The 20,701-nt window shown below is 34.8% G+C and carries 18 protein-coding genes; 16 read left to right on the forward strand and 2 right to left on the reverse strand.

Annotation, left to right across the window (positions count from 1 at the left end):
* Positions 1–171 precede the first annotated feature (171 nt).
* Both ACNC7R_RS02985 and gcvP read right to left on the reverse strand, forming a co-directional pair.
* Positions 172–1,419, reverse strand: coding sequence for a hypothetical protein (locus tag ACNC7R_RS02985; RefSeq protein WP_417939530.1), 1,248 nt, complete (start codon positions 1,417–1,419; stop codon positions 172–174).
* Positions 1,420–1,776: 357 nt separating this feature from the next.
* Positions 1,777–4,626, reverse strand: coding sequence for an aminomethyl-transferring glycine dehydrogenase (gene gcvP / locus ACNC7R_RS02990; protein WP_417939531.1), 2,850 nt, complete (start codon positions 4,624–4,626; stop codon positions 1,777–1,779).
* Between the two features lie 219 nt (positions 4,627–4,845).
* Here gcvP and ACNC7R_RS02995 point away from each other — a divergent pair, with 219 nt between their 5' ends.
* From ACNC7R_RS02995 to ACNC7R_RS03070, 16 genes are all read left to right on the forward strand, one after another.
* A complete protein-coding gene (locus ACNC7R_RS02995; protein WP_417939532.1) occupies positions 4,846–5,658 on the forward strand; it encodes a hypothetical protein in 813 nt (270 codons plus the stop codon).
* Positions 5,659–5,852: 194 nt separating this feature from the next.
* A complete protein-coding gene (locus tag ACNC7R_RS03000; protein ID WP_417939533.1) occupies positions 5,853–6,602 on the forward strand; it encodes a glycosyltransferase family A protein in 750 nt (249 codons plus the stop codon).
* 20 nt (positions 6,603–6,622) lie between these two features.
* Positions 6,623–7,606 carry a hypothetical protein gene (locus ACNC7R_RS03005; protein ID WP_417939534.1) on the forward strand — a complete coding sequence of 328 codons (984 nt, stop codon included), beginning with the start codon at positions 6,623–6,625 and terminating at the stop codon, positions 7,604–7,606.
* 433 nt (positions 7,607–8,039) lie between these two features.
* Positions 8,040–9,902 carry a tyrosinase family protein gene (locus ACNC7R_RS03010; RefSeq protein WP_417939535.1) on the forward strand — a complete coding sequence of 621 codons (1,863 nt, stop codon included), beginning with the start codon at positions 8,040–8,042 and terminating at the stop codon, positions 9,900–9,902.
* Between the two features lie 15 nt (positions 9,903–9,917).
* The gene (locus ACNC7R_RS03015) at positions 9,918–10,667 is read left to right on the forward strand and encodes a DUF2182 domain-containing protein (protein WP_417939536.1); all 750 of its coding nucleotides are present in this window, start codon (positions 9,918–9,920) and stop codon (positions 10,665–10,667) included.
* 768 nt (positions 10,668–11,435) lie between these two features.
* Positions 11,436–12,095 carry a hypothetical protein gene (locus ACNC7R_RS03020; RefSeq protein WP_417939537.1) on the forward strand — a complete coding sequence of 220 codons (660 nt, stop codon included), beginning with the start codon at positions 11,436–11,438 and terminating at the stop codon, positions 12,093–12,095.
* 85 nt (positions 12,096–12,180) lie between these two features.
* Entirely contained in the window at positions 12,181–12,357 is a 177-nt protein-coding gene (locus tag ACNC7R_RS03025; RefSeq protein ID WP_417939538.1) for a DUF1843 domain-containing protein, read from the forward strand.
* A gap of 99 nt (positions 12,358–12,456) precedes the next feature.
* A complete protein-coding gene (locus ACNC7R_RS03030; protein WP_417939539.1) occupies positions 12,457–12,633 on the forward strand; it encodes a DUF1843 domain-containing protein in 177 nt (58 codons plus the stop codon).
* A 105-nt stretch (positions 12,634–12,738) separates the two neighbouring features.
* Positions 12,739–12,909, forward strand: coding sequence for a DUF1843 domain-containing protein (locus tag ACNC7R_RS03035; RefSeq protein ID WP_417939540.1), 171 nt, complete (start codon positions 12,739–12,741; stop codon positions 12,907–12,909).
* A gap of 85 nt (positions 12,910–12,994) precedes the next feature.
* Positions 12,995–14,419 (forward strand): radical SAM protein, encoded by a 1,425-nt coding sequence (locus tag ACNC7R_RS03040; protein WP_417939541.1) that lies wholly within the window; start codon positions 12,995–12,997, stop codon positions 14,417–14,419.
* Positions 14,420–14,989, forward strand: a complete 570-nt coding sequence (locus ACNC7R_RS03045) for a hypothetical protein (RefSeq protein WP_417939542.1) — start codon at positions 14,420–14,422, stop codon at positions 14,987–14,989.
* Between the two features lie 117 nt (positions 14,990–15,106).
* Positions 15,107–16,072, forward strand: a complete 966-nt coding sequence (locus ACNC7R_RS03050) for a glycosyltransferase family 2 protein (RefSeq protein ID WP_417939543.1) — start codon at positions 15,107–15,109, stop codon at positions 16,070–16,072.
* A gap of 226 nt (positions 16,073–16,298) precedes the next feature.
* Positions 16,299–17,111 carry a hypothetical protein gene (locus tag ACNC7R_RS03055; protein ID WP_417939544.1) on the forward strand — a complete coding sequence of 271 codons (813 nt, stop codon included), beginning with the start codon at positions 16,299–16,301 and terminating at the stop codon, positions 17,109–17,111.
* A gap of 15 nt (positions 17,112–17,126) precedes the next feature.
* A complete protein-coding gene (locus ACNC7R_RS03060) occupies positions 17,127–18,392 on the forward strand; it encodes a hypothetical protein (protein WP_417939545.1) in 1,266 nt (421 codons plus the stop codon).
* Positions 18,393–18,398: 6 nt separating this feature from the next.
* Positions 18,399–19,310: a glycosyltransferase family 2 protein gene (locus tag ACNC7R_RS03065; protein ID WP_417939546.1), complete on the forward strand. Its 912-nt coding sequence runs from the start codon at positions 18,399–18,401 to the stop codon at positions 19,308–19,310.
* Between the two features lie 12 nt (positions 19,311–19,322).
* On the forward strand, positions 19,323–20,519 hold the full coding sequence (locus tag ACNC7R_RS03070; RefSeq protein ID WP_417939547.1) for a hypothetical protein: 1,197 nt from the start codon (positions 19,323–19,325) through the stop codon (positions 20,517–20,519).
* The last annotated feature ends 182 nt before the right edge of the window (positions 20,520–20,701 follow it).

A 20,701-nucleotide genomic window follows, 5' to 3' on the forward strand; every position in this document is an offset into this window, starting at 1 on the left:
TTATGCATGCATATAATTATCAAATAGTAATTTTTTTAGAAGAATACTGTCTATTTTTTAATGAAAATAGAGTTTTGAGGAAATTTTAAAACTTAGTATCAAAGTATTTGAAATAATAAAAATGCCCCAAATTCATCGGGGCATTAATGTTTTTAGGTAAATTGGAAAAGACTAGTAAGAAACCAAAGTTGTAATACTTGATGCAGGCAAATTGATTCCAAAGTTACCACCAGAAACAGCAATGTTACTAGCAGCTAAATTAGAAGAACTGGTTGTCTGATAGCGATTAAACCCAGTTATGGATATATTGCTGTAACTAAAAGGCTGATACGTTATTTCGGAATTATCATTTATAGCTACAATAACTAATTTATTGTCTTTTTTGTATGCCGTAATATAAACACCTGATGAAGGATTTGCAGTACAGTTAACTTTATTAAATCCAGGGCGAATCCATCTGGAGAAATGCGCCATTGCGTAACCGCGTTTTGTTATGTTGCCGTTTTCATCAAGCAGACCATAGCTTCTTCTTATATACCACCACGTGTACATACTGTAACCTGCAACCATGCACTTGTGTATTTCTTTAGCGGTGTTCATAGCACCTGTCCAAATATTAGAGTCGTTTGTGTCTGTAATATGCTCTGTCATCCAGACTTCTTTACCAAAATTTACATAAGTTGGATTTGCGCCGTATATATGACCAGCAATATAACTGGTTTTGTTTTTGGCTGTTGTATTGCTCAGATAGGTGTTAATATAAGTTGTATTCATATTAAAAGGTTCTGGGGCCATTATTTGAGTACCGCAGTTCTCCCCTTGAGCGGCAACAAAATTAGCCACTTCTGAAGCTGTCAGTTCCATTGATTCATAGCTTACATTAATGTTGGGTTCATTTATTGGGCTAATTGCTGCAACTCCTCCTACAGTTGTATTGAAGTTTTTAAGGTGTTGTGCATAGGCAGCATAAGAACTCGTTTTTAGTTTTCCTGCCACAAGATTGTTATTGTCTTTCATTGAAGCTGGTGCTGTCCATGAAGACGCTATGATGGTTGCTCCGTAGGATTTAGCTGCGTCAATTGTTGCTTTTTCAGCTGTCCAGTCAGAACTGTTTGGAGAAATTCTGACTCTAAGGACACTTAGTCCTAAACCGTCAGTGGTTGAGAAAGCTTTAACTTTTTGACTTGCAGTTAAATCAGCTACCCAGCCTCTGATGTTGGCTCCGCCAAATCCTCTAATGTATTGCTGGACACTAGAGGGTTCAATAGTAGCATTAGCACTTACTTTTCCAGTAAGATTGGTAGGTTTTGTGTCCTTTTCTGTCGTTGTGTTTTCAATTACTGCTGACTCTTCATCTTTTGAACAGCTCGTAAATGTTAAAACACTAATTAATAATAAAGATGCGATTCTTTTTTTCATAATAATGGTTTTTGAGGTTAAATATTTAGCTAATATAATAATAAAAAACAACCGATTGTGAGAAAAATAGTAAAATATTTAATTGTAAATTTTTAATTATTAATGTATTAGCTATTATATTTCATTGAGTAAACCTATTAGATATTATTAAAATACTAAAAATTTAACAACCGATTGTAGCTAGAAATAAGAAAAAGGGATTGATTGGTATTAGTGCTGAAATAACTATAAATGAGTGTTTTCAGTAAAAGCCAATTTTATCAGAGAGAATTTGCTGCATAAAAAAGGCTGTCCGAAAAGGACAGCCTCTGAATATAAGGGATTTTTAAATTTTTATTATTTAAAATGGAGTTATTTTTAATTCTCCAGGTAAGCTTCAATAGGAGCACAAGAACAAACTAAATTTCTGTCACCGTAAGCGTCATCAACACGACGAACAGATGGCCAGAATTTATTTTCAGCTATGTAATCTAATGGGTAAGCTGCTTTTTCTCTGGTGTATGGAAAATCCCAGGTATCGGCTGTAAGCATTGCTAAAGTATGCGGGGCATTTTTCAATACATTATTTTTATCCTCTGCTGTAGCGGTTTCAATTTCTTTTCTGATTGAGATAAGCGCATCACAGAAACGGTCTAATTCGGCTAAATCTTCAGATTCTGTAGGCTCGATCATTAAAGTTCCTGCAACCGGGAAAGAAACCGTTGGAGCGTGGAAACCGTAATCCATTAAACGTTTTGCGATATCACCCACTTCAATTCCGTTTTCTTTAAATGCACGGCAATCTAAAATCATTTCGTGAGCCGCTCTTCCGCATTCTCCTGTATAAAGAATTGGATAATGACCTTCGAAACGTGCTTTCATGTAGTTCGCATTTAGAATAGCATGTTCGGTAGCACTTTTTAATCCCTCAGCGCCCATCATGGTGATGTATCCGTAAGAGATTAAACATACTAAGGCTGATCCGTAAGGAGCTGATGAAATAGCCGTAATCGCCTGTTCTCCGCCCACATTTAAGATTGGGTTTGTTGGTAAAAACGGAACTAATTTTTCATTCACACAAATTGGTCCAACCCCAGGTCCGCCGCCTCCGTGAGGAATAGCGAAAGTTTTGTGTAAGTTTAAGTGACAAACGTCAGCGCCAATTGTAGCAGGATTTGTTAATCCAACTTGTGCGTTCATGTTGGCACCGTCCATATATACTAATCCGCCGTTTTCGTGGATTAATTTTGTAATATCGATAATAGTAGATTCGTAAACTCCGTGTGTAGAAGGATAGGTTACCATTAAACAAGATAAATCATCTTTGTGTTCAATTGCTTTATCTCTTAAATCTTCAACGTCAATATTGCCTTCCGGAGTGGTTTTGGTAACGATGATTTTCATTCCGGCCATAGCTGCAGAAGCAGGGTTTGTTCCGTGAGCTGATGAAGGAATCAAACATACATTACGGTGGCCTTCGCCACGGGAAATATGATAAGCGCGAATCGCCATTAAACCTGCATATTCTCCCTGAGCACCAGAGTTAGGCTGTAAAGTAGTGCCGGCAAATCCTGTGATTACATTTAATTGTTCTTCCAGTTTTTTAAGCATGGTGATGTAACCTTCTGCTTGTTCAATTGGAGCGAATGGGTGAATGCTGTTCCAGTTTGGCATTGACAATGGGAGCATTTCTGAAGCTGCGTTTAACTTCATTGTACAAGAGCCTAATGAAATCATCGAGTGATTTAAGGACAAATCTTTGCGCTCTAATTTTTTGATATAACGCATCAACTGACTTTCTGAATGATAGTTATTGAAAACATCATGCGTTAAGAAAGCAGAAGTTCTTTCTAATGAAGCCGGCAATTGACTTGCGTTAGTTAATTCAGCAACAGAAACCGTTTCTTTACCTAACGCTTCAGCAAAAATGGCAACGATTTGGTTGATGTCTGCAATAGAAGTGGTTTCGTTTAACGAAATAGAAATCGTGTCAGCATCAGCATAGAAGAAATTTACTTCGTTTCTTTCTGCAACCGCTTTTACTTTTTGAGCATCCGCTTTCACTAAAATAGTGTCGAAGAAAGCGGTGTTGGTTTGATAAACGCCTAATTTATTTAAAGCTTCGGCAGTGGTAACTGCAGATGCGTGTACTTTGTTTGCAATGTATTTTAATCCTTTAGGTCCGTGGTAAACCGCGTACATTCCGGCCATAACGGCTAATAAAACCTGAGCGGTACAAATATTTGAAGTTGCTTTTTCACGTTTGATATGCTGTTCACGCGTTCCTAAAGCCATACGTAAAGCACGGTTTCCGTTAGCATCAATAGAAACTCCAATGATACGTCCCGGCATAGAACGTTTGTATTCTTCTTTAGTAGCGAAGTAAGCAGCATGAGGTCCTCCATATCCCATTGGAACACCAAAACGCTGCGTCGTACCAACCACAACAGCTGCTCCCATTTCTCCTGGAGAAGTTAAGGTTGCTAAAGATAAGATATCTGCAGCAACAGCCACTTTTATTTCGTTTTCTTTTGCTTTAGCGATAAATTTAGAATAATCGTTTACCTGTCCGTATTTTCCTGGATACTGAAGAATTGCACCGAAGAATTCGTTAGAGAAGTCAAACGTTTCGTGGTTTCCAACCACTAATTCAATTCCGATTGGAGTGGATCGTGTTTGAAGTACAGATAAAGTTTGTGGTAAAATTTCTTCAGAAACAAAGAATTTGTTTACGTTGTTTTTCTTTTGGTCGCGTGTACGAACATCAAACAACAACGCCATCGCTTCCGCAGCAGCGGTTCCTTCGTCAAGTAAAGAAGCGTTTGCAATTTCCATACCTGTCAATTCGATAACCGTAGTCTGGAAATTTAGGATTGCTTCTAAACGTCCCTGGGCAATTTCAGCCTGATAAGGCGTATAAGCTGTGTACCATCCCGGATTTTCGAAAATATTTCTCTGAATTGGTGCAGGTACAATGGTTGGGTGATATCCTAAACCGATATATGATTTGAAAACTTTATTTTTTTTGCCTAATTCCATGATATGAGCAGCATACTCATATTCGGTCATTGCAGGATCAAGAGTTAAATCATTTTTTAGCCGAATTCCATCAGGAAATGTTTCATAAAGTAATTGGTCCATGTTGTTTACACCAATTGTTCTGAACATGTGTTCAAGGTCATTTTCTGCTGGACCAATGTGTCTTAAAGCAAAAGCATCTGTTCTCATTTGTGACTTTCTGTAATTTTAAGAGAATGTAATTTTCGGCGTATATTTTCGCTTTGAAAGAAATCTATACACAGTTTATTACATTTTATAGTAAATGTGTTGTTTTTTTGTGGCGCAAAATTAAGTATTATTAATAATTTAATGGGGATTTTTAACTTCAATTTTTATGAATTTTTCAACCAATTTGAGGGTTTGTTAACAATTGATTAGATTTGAGGGATGAAACTACTGAAACAGATATTCGATTTTTATTTAAACGGCAGTATTCACGTGGCTTTGTCGTGTTACGCTCTGGTTCATATCACCTTTCATGTGTTTCATATTCAGTATGATGAAGCGATGGCTTTGTTTGTTTTTTTCGGAACAATTGTAGGATATAATTTCGTAAAATATGATTCGCTTGTTCGTGTCAAGAAAAATCCAATGGGTACTCAACTAAAAATGATTACTGTTTTTAGTTTTATTTCGCTCCTTTTGGTCGGTTATTATTTTTTTCATTTGAAAAGAATTTCGCAAATAGTTTCAGTAGTTATTTTTTTGATAACGGCACTTTATACCCTGCCATTTTTCCCTAATCGTAGAAATGCCCGAAACTGGGCAGGCGTGAAAATTTATATTGTTGCACTTTGCTGGGTTGGGGCTACTTTAGTTCTGCCTTTAATAAATGCCGAAATTCCGTTTACAACAGATTTCTTCATCAAGTGCATTCAACGTTTTGTTCTGGTTTTTGTACTGATTTTAGTTTTTGAAATTATTGATTTAGCGAATGATGATCCGCATTTACAAACCGTTCCGCAGACAATCGGAGTAAAAAGAACTAAACTTTTAGGCTTTTTATTACTGATTCCGTTTTGGTTTTTAGAAATTTTTATTTCCACATTTAATTATCGTGATGCCGTAATAAATCTTATTATGGTTATCATGTTGATGCTTTTTATTGCATTTGCAAATCCAGATCGTTCCAAATATTATACTTCTTTTTGGGTTGAAAGTGTACCCATTCTTTGGTGGCTGATGATTATTTTTTTGTGATTTTTATGACTGTTTTGATCTTCTTATGACAAGGAATCTTTTTCTTGTGGCATTTTTTCTTTTGTGTTTAGGTTTCTGTCATAGGTTTGACTTTAGAATAAAAAAAGTATTTAAACCCAGGTTGGAAGATTTCTTCTAAGTTGTTGGTTCAGATATTTTGGTAATTGAAACCATAAAAGTAACTCAGGATAATTATGACTCAAAACGACACTATTTCTATTGAACTTTATGTGCTTTGTTTTAATGAGGAAAAGATGATCCGGCATACTTTAAATTATTACTCTAAATTCTGTAGTAAGATTACTATAATTGATAATCAGAGTACAGATGACTCGATGCAGTTAGCCAGTACTTATGAAAATGTAATATTCAAATATCTGGATTCAGGGAATGAATTCGTAGAAGATAAACTGACAGCATCAAAAAATAATTGCTGGAAAGGAAGTACCGCAGATTATGTCATTGTTTGTGATATGGATGAATTTTTATATGATGAAAATTTATTAGAAAAGTTAGCACAGGCCAAAAAGCAAAATATAATTCTGCCTGCTGTAATGGGATACAATATGATGAGTCATGAGTTTCCAGCCGACTATAAAAAAGGGATAACAGAGCAGGTCAAGCGTGGAGTGCGATCTGAAAGGTTTGATAAACAGATCATTTTTGACCCCAAAAGAATAAAAGAAATTAACTACAGGCCCGGTGCCCATTTATGTAATCCTGTTTTTTATGAAAATACAAATACAGATTCAGGAGTTGAATTGAAACTGTTGCATTATAAATATCTGGGTAAAGATTATGTATGCAAAAAACATAAAGTATATGTCAATCGAATGAGTGAAATCAGTCGGATAAAAAAGCATGGTTACGAGTATTTAGAAGGAGAAGCTCATGTGGACAATATGTTTGAATTGGCAAAATCAGTAAAAAGAATCATAAAATAAAATTTCATAAAAATTATAAAATGGACTTTACAATAGAATTTACTTCAGGAGGAAATCACGGTCATCAACTGAAAGATGCTTTGGGCGGTCTTACTATTGGTCGCTTATTTAACTTAAATTATGTACATACTCCTTACGAATATTTGGATTATTTTGGACTTGGATTTAAATATCCGGTTGTAGAAAGAGCAGATCGTAAATTGAAATATAAAAATATAGTAAGGGTTGAAGGTCCTTTATGGTGCGGAATTGATGATTATGAAGAATTATTGCAATATTTTGAAAAAGCTTTGCCGCAGACAAATAATGACACACTGGTAATCTTAGAAAATGCTTTGCGAATTCATCCGTTTCAAACGATACCCTGGTATCTGGAGGGAAGAACCACTCGAAATATTTTTGCCGAAATTCAACAAGAAGTATCTCAGAACTTCAATGAACTCCACTCTTTAAAAATAAATAAATTCAAATCGCCTGTAGAAGTTGCTGTGCATATTAATAGAGGAACAGATTATGACAGAGAAAAATTTCCGCAGCACTTTACAAGCCCATTTGCAGTAAGGTATATGTTTGATATGGATTATTACGAAAACATCATTTTGCATATCGAAAAGGCGTATGGTGTTGGTAATGTTTGTTTTAATATCTACACCGAAAAACAAAATTCAGAGGATATTTTAGAACGTTTTGATAAGAGAAAACATACCAGAGTAATAATTGGCTCTGATCGCGAAGAAAAAAATTACGATCAAATACATTCCATCTTTAAATCTTTTGTTGAAGCCGATATTCTGGTTTGTTCCAATAGTAGCTTTTCGGTAATGTGTGCGTATTTCCGCAAAGGTAGAAAAACAGTGTATCATCCTCACCTTCAGTTACGGTATTTGCCTGAACCAAATTACATACTAACAGAGGATGATGGCAGCCTGGATATTGCGTTACTGAAGCAGGAAATTACTGTTGACAATTTCCCTTTTTATTCAAAGGGCAATATGGTTCAATAACAATGGCATCGTATATATAACCTGTTTTCTATCGTTTTTTAATTTATTCAAAAATACCGAAACTATATTTTTGCTTTGATAATGAGTGTTTTAAAAAAAAAAACAGTCTCTTCTTAATTTTTATGCTTTTCATGCGTAAAAATCCCCGTCTCATACCCTTTTTTTATCCGACACGTTAATTGTTTAGGTAGTTTTACTACAGAAAATAAAATCCAGTATCTTTTATCCTCAGGTTTTGTTTTAATTAATTTTTTGTCAAAACCTGAAATGAGCTGACTTTTAGTCATAAAAAAATGTTTGTTGAGAAGTGTTTCTCAAGAACGAAAAAAAAGACTAAAATCACTAAAAAAAAGGGAACTGTTTCGCACAGTAAAATGCGAAGGTGGCATCTGAAAAGCCTTATGAGTAAGACAAATAATTAAATCCTTAAATCATGAATTCATTTATCAGAAAGTGGGTAGATCAACAAAATGTGTTAATCACAATTACCGGATCTAAGACCGGCATTAGTGTAACTTACAGTAACGGCCGTGGCCCTTTTCAAGGCACTGTAAACGCTTCTAATCCATCGGTAATTACTGTAAACTTTACAGATGATGGGGGAAATAAAACCGGAACGCTGTCAAGTAACAATGCCGAGATAAATTGGGATAATGGTACTACATGGAAGCAATTAGTTTATTTAAGAAAAAACGCTTGGGACGACAACAATGGAGGGCAATTTATAGATAAGTCCGGTAATTATACTGATCTTTATTGGTATGCAAAAGCCGTTCAGGTAATGCAGTCCCGCCCTGTAAGTGACCCTACAAGCTGGTGGTTTTATGCTGCAATTCACGGAGAATTATTACTGCCAAAATCGTTATATTCAAAGCCATACCAATATCTAAACTGGGTCAATATTAAATACATAGGAGCTACTGCAAATTTAAATACACTTCCATCAGCTACATTAACAAGTATTTTTTGGGATCAATGTCAGCACGGTACCTGGTTTTTTCCTCCCTGGCACAGGGGATATTTGGTTGCACTCGAAAATATTCTTCGTGCCATTATATCTGAATTACAAGGGCCTTCGGATTGGTCATTGCCTTATTGGAATTATCTAAGCCAGTCTAAGATCTATACCGAATCTAATATTCCTCCAGCATTTACAGTTACTGTTTTACCAGATAACACATCAAATCCGTTATATGTACCTGAGCGTTATGGAACTGGTGTACAGGTAGGTAATGGAGAGAATTCTGCAAATGATCAATGTCAATGGGATACTATTTATAGTGAAGGATCTGCTCCTTCAACGCTTGGGCCAGGCGATCTAAATGGCTACTTTTATGGCGGGGGAGAAACTGGATTTTCGCATAGTGGTTCAGAAACTGGCGATCTTGAGCAGAATCCCCATAATTTCGTTCACGGTATGGTAGGCGGGCGAAATGCGCTAAGACAAATAGGTTTGATGGGAGTGCCTGCAACAGCAGCTCTCGATCCAATATTTTTCTTACATCATTCAAATATTGACCGTATGTGGGATGCCTGGAATGTAACCGGAAAAAATAGTAATCCTACACAAGCAGACTGGCTGGTTGGACCAACAGCAAATGGTAATTCACAATTTGCTATGCCATTGGATGCAAATGGTACTGCCTGGTATTATACACCTGCGGATGTTCAGTCTACAAATGATTTGAAGTATAACGGAACATATTATTCTTATACCTATAGTGATCTCTCTTTAACTTCTTATGACACTATTCAACCGAGTTCTTTAAAACAGAATTTATCTCTTAGATTAAATAAAATTGGGGTAACAAATTTAGAAACAGGACTTAAGATGGCTAATAAACAAAATAAAGAGTTAGTAGGAGCAAGTAGTGGTTCAATTATTTTAAAGGATAAAGAAACCAAAACTACTGTTCAATTGGATAAAACGGCATTGAAATCAGTAAAAAACAGTTTTTTAAAAGCTTCTGTTTCTAATGCTCCTGATGAGGTGTATCTGCAGCTGGAAGGAGTAAAAGGGGGCGAAGACTCTAATTTTCTTTCCCTTTATGTAAATCAAAAATTTATCAAGTCTGTTTCTCTTTTTGGAGTGCTTAGTGCCTCGATGGAAAATACTGTTCATGGCGGTGCAGGACTTACTTTTAAGTTCAATATCACAAATGTTATTGACGAATTGCATCTTGATAGTGCTCTTGATATTAATTCACTAGATGTCCAAATAAAAAGTAAAGATGCTCCTCTTGATGGGAATGAAATTACAGTAGAACGAATAGGAATTTACCGTTCAGGACAATAAGTCAAAAAAAGGGATATGGAACTTTCACAAAATAAGCGTATTGCAGTTAGTATAGCCATTATTAGCATTTTGGTATGGACACTACTTTTGGTAAATCCAGGTCATATTATGGCAATGAAATACTGTCATGTCTTTGCTTCTTGTCCCACTGCTACATCATTTCAAATGTTGCTTCAGATGAAGCTTTTTTCATCTCAATTAATTGGCTGGGCGCTTATGGTGATTGCAATGATGCTTCCTAAATTAATTCTGCCCATTCAGTTTATTTACCAACAGAGTTTTAAACGTTATCGATTCTTGTGTTCTTTACTGTTTGTGTTAGGTTATCTGATAGGATGGATGTTCATTGGCGTATTTATGATAGAAATCATAATGGGAGTTAACCTTTTATTGCCCGGATCTTATATTCCTGCATTAGTATTGTTTGTTATTGTAGTAATATGGGAGGTTTCACCAATTAAGCAGCGATTTTTAAACCTCGGTCATAATCATCGAATTCTGTCAGCATTTGGATGGAAGGCTTTTCGCGATTCTTTCTTTTTTGGGGTAACACATGGTGTTTGGTGTATTGGTTCCGGATGGGCTTTGATGTTATTTCCTATGCTTTTACCAAAAGGACACGATTTAGCAATGCTAATTGTAACTTTTGTTATGATTAGTGAGCATCTGGAATATCCTAGATTCCCTAAGTGGCTTTTTGTTCCCCGAATCAAATTATTAAAAATCATTGTTGTACAAACAAAAATCAGGCTGATGAACTTTTGATAGTAGTAACACACCTGTAATCTGCATTATAGATAGCAACTTCAATTAGGACTTCCTCCATGAATTAATATTCACTTGTTAGTGTCATATTAATTCATGGAGGATTTCGCTTTATAATTATTGTTCGTTTTCTCCCTCCAAAAACAGTACGGTTCTTTTTTTTTAATAATTCACATGTATCATTTAAGGATATAAATAATGAAGAATTAATCAATAAAAATGATTCTAATCAGATACAGTGAAAAACGAATAGTCCCCAAATAAAATAGAATATAATGAGGCAGTAAAAAAAGAATTTTACGGGAGTATTTAAATCCAGGAATAAATACAAGTTGGATAATTTCAACACTGCTTAAATAATAAATTTTGCAGATTTCTTCCCTTCTTTATAAGATGTTTTTTAAATTATTTTTGAATTTTATGTATTGATAATTAGTTGTTTAGGTGTTTAAAAAGATTTTGTTATATCTTTTTAGGTTTTCATACGTCAAAATCTCCTTTCTATACCATTTTTTTATTTCTGACTTTGTTTCTGATGTAATTTTACTACAGAAAATAAAGTTATCAAAATTTATTTTCTGCATTTGTTTCTGATGCATTTCTTTAAAAGAAAAGTACATAATTCATAAAAACATGTAGAGAAATGTTTGTTTGGGACAAAAAAATCTACAGTGGAGCAGAACCCACTAAAAAAACGAACTGTTTCGCACAGTGTAAAAGCGAAGGCGAACCTGAAAAGCCTTATGAGTAGGATAAAAACTAATTATTATGCAACCTATACCAGTAAAAGTTAAAAATGTAAATGTATATCCTTATGTAGATTGGCATGGTGGAGGTATTGGACCTGTTATTCCTCCAGTTATTGAAGGCGCTACGGGAACTTATGCAGTAGGTACACTTTTGATGTCCGTATTTTACAATCTTAATCTGGACTCACAAAGTCAGGAAACGAAACTTGTGATACATCAAAGATATGTAGCAATAGGAGAAACAGAAGATGGCACTACTTTCACGACACCATGGATGTATTGTACTAATAATAGCAGCCAGCCAGAGTTTGGAAGAACTATCACATTCAATAAACAAGATTCTGAAGCTATTAATATGGGAAGTATCTCAGAGCCAGATTATATTACGCTCGGCGCTCTTACAGATATCACAGTTTCTCAATTATTTCCGCCACCAGCTATTGGAGAGATCATGCTTATTGAAAATGGTTCCGGGAATTTGATCGCCACCAAAACAGGTACACCTCACGAAATGGGAATTGAAGTAACCGGTGGTAAGCGATTCGGTACATTAAGAGCCGGAATGAAAAACATTATGATTACTGCAAAAAATAAGGAAGGCAAAACTTTCACGATGGGCAATTTAACCTGTGTAAGTCCTAACGAACCCGCACTTTTTTTACAAGAGTTTCGGTTCTAAATATTAAAACAGAAACAGATAAAAGCGATTATTTATCTGTAAAAGTAAATGCAAATAATTCAGTAATAACTTAAAATATAAAATTATGGGAGTAATGATGCCTTATGGGGTAGCGATCAGAGAAGCTATAGCTTCAAACGATCTGGCTAAAATGGAAGCCATTGCAGAGCAAACAAAACAAATAGTAAAGGGGCAGGGAGATATTCATGTGGCTTTGCTGGAATTACTAGAAGAGATAGAATCATTAAAAAAGAAAAAGTAAAAGGTATCAGCGATTCACAAATCAACTGACCTGAATAGAAAAGCAAGGGTGTAACCGAAAAACCTTAAGAGTAGGACTAATTATAAAAACAGAATAGTTATGGGAGTAATGCCAATGTATGGAGTAGCAATTAGAGAAGCTATTGCCTCTAATGATATAGCAAAAATGGAAGCTGTTGCAGAGCAAGCAAAGCAAACGATAAGAGAACAAGGAGATTTAAGCGCTGCTTTGTTAGAATTGTTAGAAGCGATTGATTCGCTCAAAGGCAAAAAATAAAAGGTGTCTAAACCAACCTAATTATCTAACTGACTTGTACAGAAAAACAAGGGTGTAACCGAAAAACCTCAAGAGTAGGAATAACTAACTATAAACATTACTATTATGGGAGCAATTATGCTTTATGCAGCAGGAATTAGAGAGGCGATAGCTTCAAACGATTTAGAAAAAATGATTGCAGTAGCCGCTCAGGCTAAACAAACTGTAAAAGAACAACAAGATTTAAGCGCAGCATTGCTTGAACTGCTTGACGCAATTGAAGCACTGAAAAAGTAATCTAAATTGGAAAGCGGTTTGTAAAGTAAGACTTTTTAAACCGCTTTTTTAAATAATTAATTAGAACTTTAAATAACGATGTAAGATGGAAAAAACTTCAACACGATATAGAGTAAGAGACGATTATGCAACGGCTACCCCTGTACATGTAGTTTGGGAAATTACTTTAGCATGTAATTTAAAATGCTCGCATTGCGGATCCAGAGCCGGAAAAGTAAGACCTGGCGAATTGACTACAGAACAATGTTTTGGTGTTATTGACAGCCTTAAGCGTCTTGGCACAAGAGAAATTACCATTATTGGTGGAGAAGCTTTTTTGAGAAAAGACTGGCTTGAAATTATCGAAAGAATAAATCAAAGCGGAATTGAATGTTCGATGCAGTCCGGGGCATATAATCTAACCGAAGAGCGAATTATGGATGCCAAAAAAGCCGGAATAAGAAATATTGGGGTTTCTATTGATGGAATGCCCGAAACACACAATAAAATTAGAGGTAGAAGAGATTCTTTTGAACATGCAATTAACTGTCTGCAATTACTAAAAAAACACAATATACCTTCCAGTGTAAATACTGTAATTACAAAAAGCAGTAAAAATGAATTAGATGAACTTCTGGATGTCCTCATAGAAAACAATGTCAAAAATTGGCAAATACAACTGGCTGTTGCAATGGGAAATGCGGTCGATAATTCGGAAGAATTAATACTGCAGCCTTACGAATTAATAGATTTTTATGAGAACCTTATTGTAATATACAGAAAAGCTTTGGCCAATAATGTTTTAATTCAGGCAGGAAATAATATAGGCTATTTTGGACCTTACGAACATATCTGGAGACAGGGTAATGAAAAATATTACACAGGCTGCTCCGCCGGACACACCGGAATAGGTATTGAAGCTGATGGCAAAATTAAAGGTTGCCCGTCTTTACCAACTAATGAATACACTGGAGGAAACGTAAAAGATATGAAGCTGGAAGATATCTGGAAATATAGCGAAGAAATGGTTTTTTCACGATATAGAAATAAAGAAGAATTATGGGGAGGCTGCAAAGGCTGCTATTACGAGTCTTCTTGTCTGGCAGGCTGCACCTGGACAAGTCATGTCTTGTTTGGTAAGAGAGGTAATAATCCATTTTGTCACTATCGGGCTTTAGAACTAAAAAAGAAAGGACTTCATGAACGTATAAGAAAAACGCAAGAAGCTCCCGGACTTTCTTTTGATATTGGTCTTTTTGAAATTGTCGTAGAAAATGAAAAAGGAGAAATAGTAGCCATACAATCACCTAATGATGCTGTGCCAGTAGTTGTTTCAGCTGATTCAGACAGAACTCCCAGAATTCCAAAAGCACTTAAATTGTGTAATGGCTGCGATAATTATGTCTATGAAGAAGAAACCACCTGTAGTTTTTGCAACGCTGATATTCAGAAAATAAATGAAGAATATGCTCAAAAAATGAAGAAAGCAGTCCTTTCTTTAGAAAAACTAGAACTATTAATGATGAAATAAATGGAAGCTTTTACAAAAATTCAAACTGAAATTGATCAATATGCTGAGGATATTGAAAACGAATTAAGCCTTTCCGATATTACAATTCAACATGGACTTAATTCCTTCAGATATGGTTCTTCCAGCTTCCTTTTCGAACTTTTTGACTCTATTCAAATAACAAGTAAAACCGTATTTTATGATTTGGGTTCTGGCTACGGAAACATTATTTTGTACGGTGCTATAAAATATCCTGAAGCGCAGTTTAAAGGAATCGAAATTCTACAGGAGCGACATCAGGTCTGTGCAGATCTAATTGAAAAAGAGCAGTTGCCAAATGCTAAAGCAATTTGTGGTGATATTTTAAAAACGGACATTGCGGATGGGAATGTTTTTTATCTCTATAATCCTCTTTTTGATTTTCAATATGAAGAGTTGTTGAAAAAGTTACATCAGATTTCATTAACCAAATCGATTATTGTAATTGCTGAATCACGTTGCAGCTTCTTCGATGAAGCGATTTGGTTAGAGCAATATCATCATAAAGATATTGATGTAATCAGAAAAATTAAATACTATCGCTCAAAATAGAACAAGCATAATCAGACAGAAATTTTCCTTTTTTGTTGATTTCTTAGTATTTCGAGTTTAATGATAGTGTTTTATGCCTTTTATCGTGCAGTTAATTATAAAGAATAGTTCAGGATTATGTTGAGTTATACAGTGGTTATTCCATTATTTAATAAAGAAAAATATGTTCCAAAAGCAATTACTTCTCTTGCTTTTCAAAGCAAAAAGCCCAAAGAAATAATTATAGTTGACGATGCAAGTACGGATGCCAGTTTGATGGTTGCAAAAAAATGTTTTTTAACATATCAGGCAGCTTTTGCTAAGACTAAAATTAAATTCATTGTATTAAAAATCAATTCAGGGCCTGGAAATGCCAGAAACAGAGGAATGGAAGAAGCTACTGGAGATCTTATCAGTTTTCTGGATGCAGATGATTATTATGAAAAAGAATTTATTGCTACTGCTGCACATTATATGCATGAGAAACAAATTCATTTTCTGGTTGCCGGAATTAAACTTCATCCCTCCGGGATAAACTACCCTGAAACAAAAAAAATAAAAAAACACCTACGACCTGTGAATAATGAATTGTATCTCTTGTACAATCCTTTGTTTGCAGTTAGTTCACCTTATTTTTTTATGGGGCGTGGCAGTAATGTTGTTGTTTTTCGTAAATATATAGGCGCACACCGTTATGAAACAGACTCTTTGTTAAATGAAGGAGTCGATTTTTGGTATAGAGTTTTAAAATCAGTAGTTGAAAATAAAATGGCCAAAATAGGATTCTTAACCGGAAGTTATATCAGGGTAACAGAAGTCCAGGGAAGTCTTTCAAGAAAGAAATATAACCATTGGAATGAATTAAAGGTTCCTCCAACGGTAAGTCGTTATGTGAAAAGTACCAATGAGTTTGATTTGCAATTAGCCGGAATGCTAAGTTTACGATGGTTTAGACACGCTATGAATAACCTGAGTACTGTAAAACATAAAGTAGTATTTGTTTACAAACATAAAAAAATCTGGCAACGGGCATTATTATGTAAATTGAAAAGAAATTTTATAAAAAAGGACATTTTAAAGGACACTAACCTTATATTTTTTTAGCAAAGCAGTAAACTTTTATGCTGGAAGTCTCATTTTTCTTATTGCATTAAATTATTGTTTCATACCCAAAATTAATGGATTTGTGACATTTTGTATTTCTCGTTGTTTTTTATAAAGTAGGTTTACTATAAAAAGAATTAGAAAATCTTCTTTTCCAGTGCTTTTGATCGTTTTTAAATCAAACTACTTCGTGCAGTCAAAATTAACCTGTTAAAAATAAATAATTATGAACAATTTAAGCTCAATCATTCTTCCGGTTCTTCAAGGAATGGAAGAATCACATTTAAAGCATCAACTATTAAAAATCTTGCCTAATCAACTGGAAGCATTTTCAAAAATCGAAAAGAGCTTTACTCAGTTGACATCGAAAGTTCAGGAGAAAGAACACTTACAACGGTTTTTTCATAGTTGGAGCCAAACGAATAACAGTGCCATGACTGTGGCTGGAATTAGCAACCGTATGACCATGCTGGTGCATAAAAATCAACCTGTTGCTGACGAAAAAGCACTTTTGCATGCTATCACAAGTTTAAACAGAATTGTAGATGAAGATCTCGCTGTAGTGGGCAGAATTTTACACTCTCAGATGTTTTATACTATGGCAACTACAATTTGTACAGATGATGATTGGCTTTCACGCAGGTATTTAAATCAAAGTGCTTGCGATTTTAAAGCATGGAAAGATCAAAATTCGTTGCGAAATAAAGATATCATGATCGCTTTATTGACAACTTTGGTACACGAAATTTATACACATGGAGAAGTAGAGTTTATACTTCCAAAATTCACATCGTGGTTAATAAACGATTACAATTTCTCTGAAGAGGAATGCGAAAAAACACTGGCATGGATAAGTGTACACTGTGGGCCAACTGAAAAAAATCATTTCTTTTTTGCTGTTAATGCTGTTTTTTATTATGCCAAAGCAATGAATATTGATGTTGAAACATATGATCTCGAACCAATTATTAAAGATTATTTAGAAAAAAAATCAGCGGTAATGGAGGATATCATGGAAATGGAAGAACTTAGTTTTTAATTTATTATCCTGGCAATGACGATCACAAAGAAAGAAGCGAAATCTAAAATCATGATTCCAAAGATTCGGCTAAAGCAAAATCATGCTGAAAACCAGAAAAAATGGGACGAATTGTTTTCTGAATACTTTCAAGAGGAGAGCAGGTTAAGCAGAAGCTCTTTTGCCAACTCTTCGGTGTTATTATCTTCAGATTACTGCCAGCAAATGAATCGCCTGTGTTCTATTTTAAGTAAAGCATGTAAGGTAATTGTTCTTAATTATTTTGAGGATGACAGGATTCGAGACTATTATCAATTAGACCAAGACTTAGAAGCTTTATTAAAAAAAAACAGTCACAAACAATACAATCAGGGCTTTTATCGCCCTGATTTTTTATATGACATCAATGATCAGGCAAAAATTTGTGAGATTGGTGCACGATATCCGCTAAACGGCTGGATGATTAGTTATTATTTAAAATTAATCGGTGATCAGATAAATTTAGATAAAGAGCCAGCGACTGTTTGCAATAAAGATTTAAAGAATATAGTGGGCGATTTATACCATCGATTCGCTCCTTATAAAAAAGTAGCTGTCGTTCATGATGATGAGAAAGGAACAGAGATCTTTTATCTTAAAAGAGAATTAGCAAAGTTGGGAATCGAATTAATTTCTGTGAAACCTCAGGAATTAACGGTTTCAAATGATTCGATTATAGTCAATGGAGCGCCAGTTTCTCAATTCATTTTAGAAATGGATCGTGAAGAATTAAAAAAAATAAACCCGGAGGTACTCGATAAATTGATCGAAGAAAATACTTATTTTAATGATATCCGTACCTTAATTTTAATACATGATAAACGGGTTTTAGCGGTAATGTATGATGCTCAGATAATGACTGATTACCTGAGCGAGGAGGAATATTTTCTCTTAAAAAAATACCTTATTCCGACTTTTGTTATTCAAGATCCTGATGGTTGTGACCGTTTTATATATGGTAAAGAGAATTTGATCCTGAAATTGAATAGTGGAGGGAGAGGGATTGGTGCCTATGTTAAAAAGGAGTGTACTGAGAAGGAATGGGAATTGATTATACGGGAAAACTGGAACAAATATGTTGTACAGCACTTTGTTGAGCAAAAAGAATTTACTGATACCGAAAACCATCGTCAGATTCATCTGGTAGGCATGTTATTATGCAAAGAGGATAAAATGTATGGTACTGGGGTATTTCGTGGTTCAGATGAATCGGTGGTAAATGTGTATCAGGAGAGAGCTTTAATTTATCCATTATTAGAGTAGAAAAATATGAAACATACAATTGTTATACCCCTTTACAACAAAGAAAACTACATTTATGACACCATACGCTCACTGGCATTTCAGGAAAAAAAACCATCACAAATTATCATTGTAGATGATGCCAGTACTGATAAAAGTCTCAATAATCTCAAAGATTCAGTATCGTTTTTTGCACCACAGTTTTTGCAAACGGAGATTCAAATTATTGAATTGAATGAAAATAAAGGCCCGGGCAATGCAAGAAATTTAGGGATCGAAAAAGCCACGGGAGAGCTAATCAGTTTTTTGGATGCAGATGATTGTTACACACCTTCTGGTTTAAGGGAGGCGGGTGCAATCATGGAGGAAAATAACATAGATGTTTTAATCTTGGGAATTTTATTGCTTCCCTCCAATTATTATTTGCCCAATGTCAAATCTTTTGCAAACGAATTGACTTTACTTTCGGATCAATTGTATTTAATACCCAATGTGCTGCATACAATCAGTGCGCCAGATTTTATAATGGGTGTAGGAAGTAATGTGGTTATACGAAAAAAATATTTAGATGATATTCGTTACAATGAAAATGCTGCTTTAAATGAAGGCATTGATTTTTGGTACCGTGTGCTCAAAAACATGAAAAAAGAAGCTGTTGTAGGATTGCTCAATAAAGCATGCATTGAGGTAAGAGAAGTTGAAGGAAGTCTGTCCCGAATTAGTTATGCAAGCTGGAAAGAAATTGAAATTCCGGTTTCGATAAAGCGGTATGAGAAAAGTTCTAATCTGTACGATCAATATTTAATAGGAATGCTGTCGCAACGCTGGTTAGAACATGCCATGGAGCGGTTACCGTCCTGGAAACAAAAAGCGTTGTTTGTCTTACATCACGCTCCTCTTTTAATCAAAAGCTATTATTATTTCAAAAAAAGGAAATAAAAAACACTAACGATGTATCCATCCAGTATTGCTAAAAAAACACAGAACGCCTTTTTACAGGATTATTTTCTATTAGCCAAAAATAATCCTTTGTATAGTGAATTTTATAAAGGATATGATTCTGCTGCAGACGCTCCCTTGTTGAGCAAAAAAGAATTAATGCCAATTTTAAAAACAAAGTTTAAGCTTCACGAACAAAAGACGGGAGTTTATTTGGTGCGCTCTGGCGGAAGTACTCAAAGCCCTTTGGTCTTTCCGGTAGACATACAAGAAAATCAAAATCAACGCTTTGCCATGGCTGCCGATTTGAGTGCTCACAATTTTTTTACTCCTAAAACAGTGGCTTTAAATATTTTTGGCTATTCAGATATGTACCGGACAGCTGCTATTATGGATGATATTTTAGAAAAATGTCAAGCTACTACATTAGCATTGAGCGCACATGCAGGTTATCAGGATATGGAGCAGGCTGCTCGTTACTTTCAGCCAGATTTTATACTAGGGACTCCTTCAAAATTGTTATGTTTTGCTCAGTTTTTAGAAGAAAATAACAAAAAACTGCAGATACAAAATTTGTTTTACGCGGGCGAATTTCTACGACCTAATATCGAACAATTTCTGCAGAGGACATTCGGATTTAAACAAATTTATTCAATGTATGGTTCAGCCGAAACAGGAATTTGGGCATGGTCAAATTGTACTAAAAATCCATCATTATTTTCAGTAATTAACGGAATTATAGTCGAAATTTTGAATCCAGATACAAACGGATATGGCACCATTGCGGTAACGAATACTTTTCGCAAAAGATTTCCTGTTTTTAGATACGCAATTGGCGATTTGGGAAGATGGGTTAATGTACAGGGAAAATCTTTTTTGGAGTTAAAATCGAGAGAGACAAAATCTTTTATAATAGGAGAACAACACTATGATTTAGATGAATTCATTTCGCTTACAAATGGATCCACAACTTTTCAGATTCAATTGTCAACTGATGAAAACTTTAAGGAAATCATTCGGATGTTAATTGTACAAAATGTATCCAAAAACCAAATGCAGGATTTTCTTCAGGAAAAATGTGCAGCATTAAAACGGCTATTAAATTATAATGAACGTTTTATGGAAGTTGAGGTTTTGTTAGTTACAGCAGCTGATTTATATATAGATCCCAATACTACAAAAACACCAGTTTTATGGGATAGAAGATAAAAGTTTCAAAAAGGATTTTTATTTTTATGCCAGGGAATGTCTGTTTGGTGGATCAAATTTCTTGTTTCATAACATTTTTTATTTTTAGCGATTATGTTTATCTTATTTTTAAAAAAAGAAATTGTTAATACAGGCAACAGTATTCTGAAGCCTTAAGAATGTATTCGTGCTTTACCAAAATA

It is taken from the genome of Flavobacterium adiutor, assembly GCF_048282555.1.
Lineage (GTDB): Bacteria > Bacteroidota > Bacteroidia > Flavobacteriales > Flavobacteriaceae > Flavobacterium.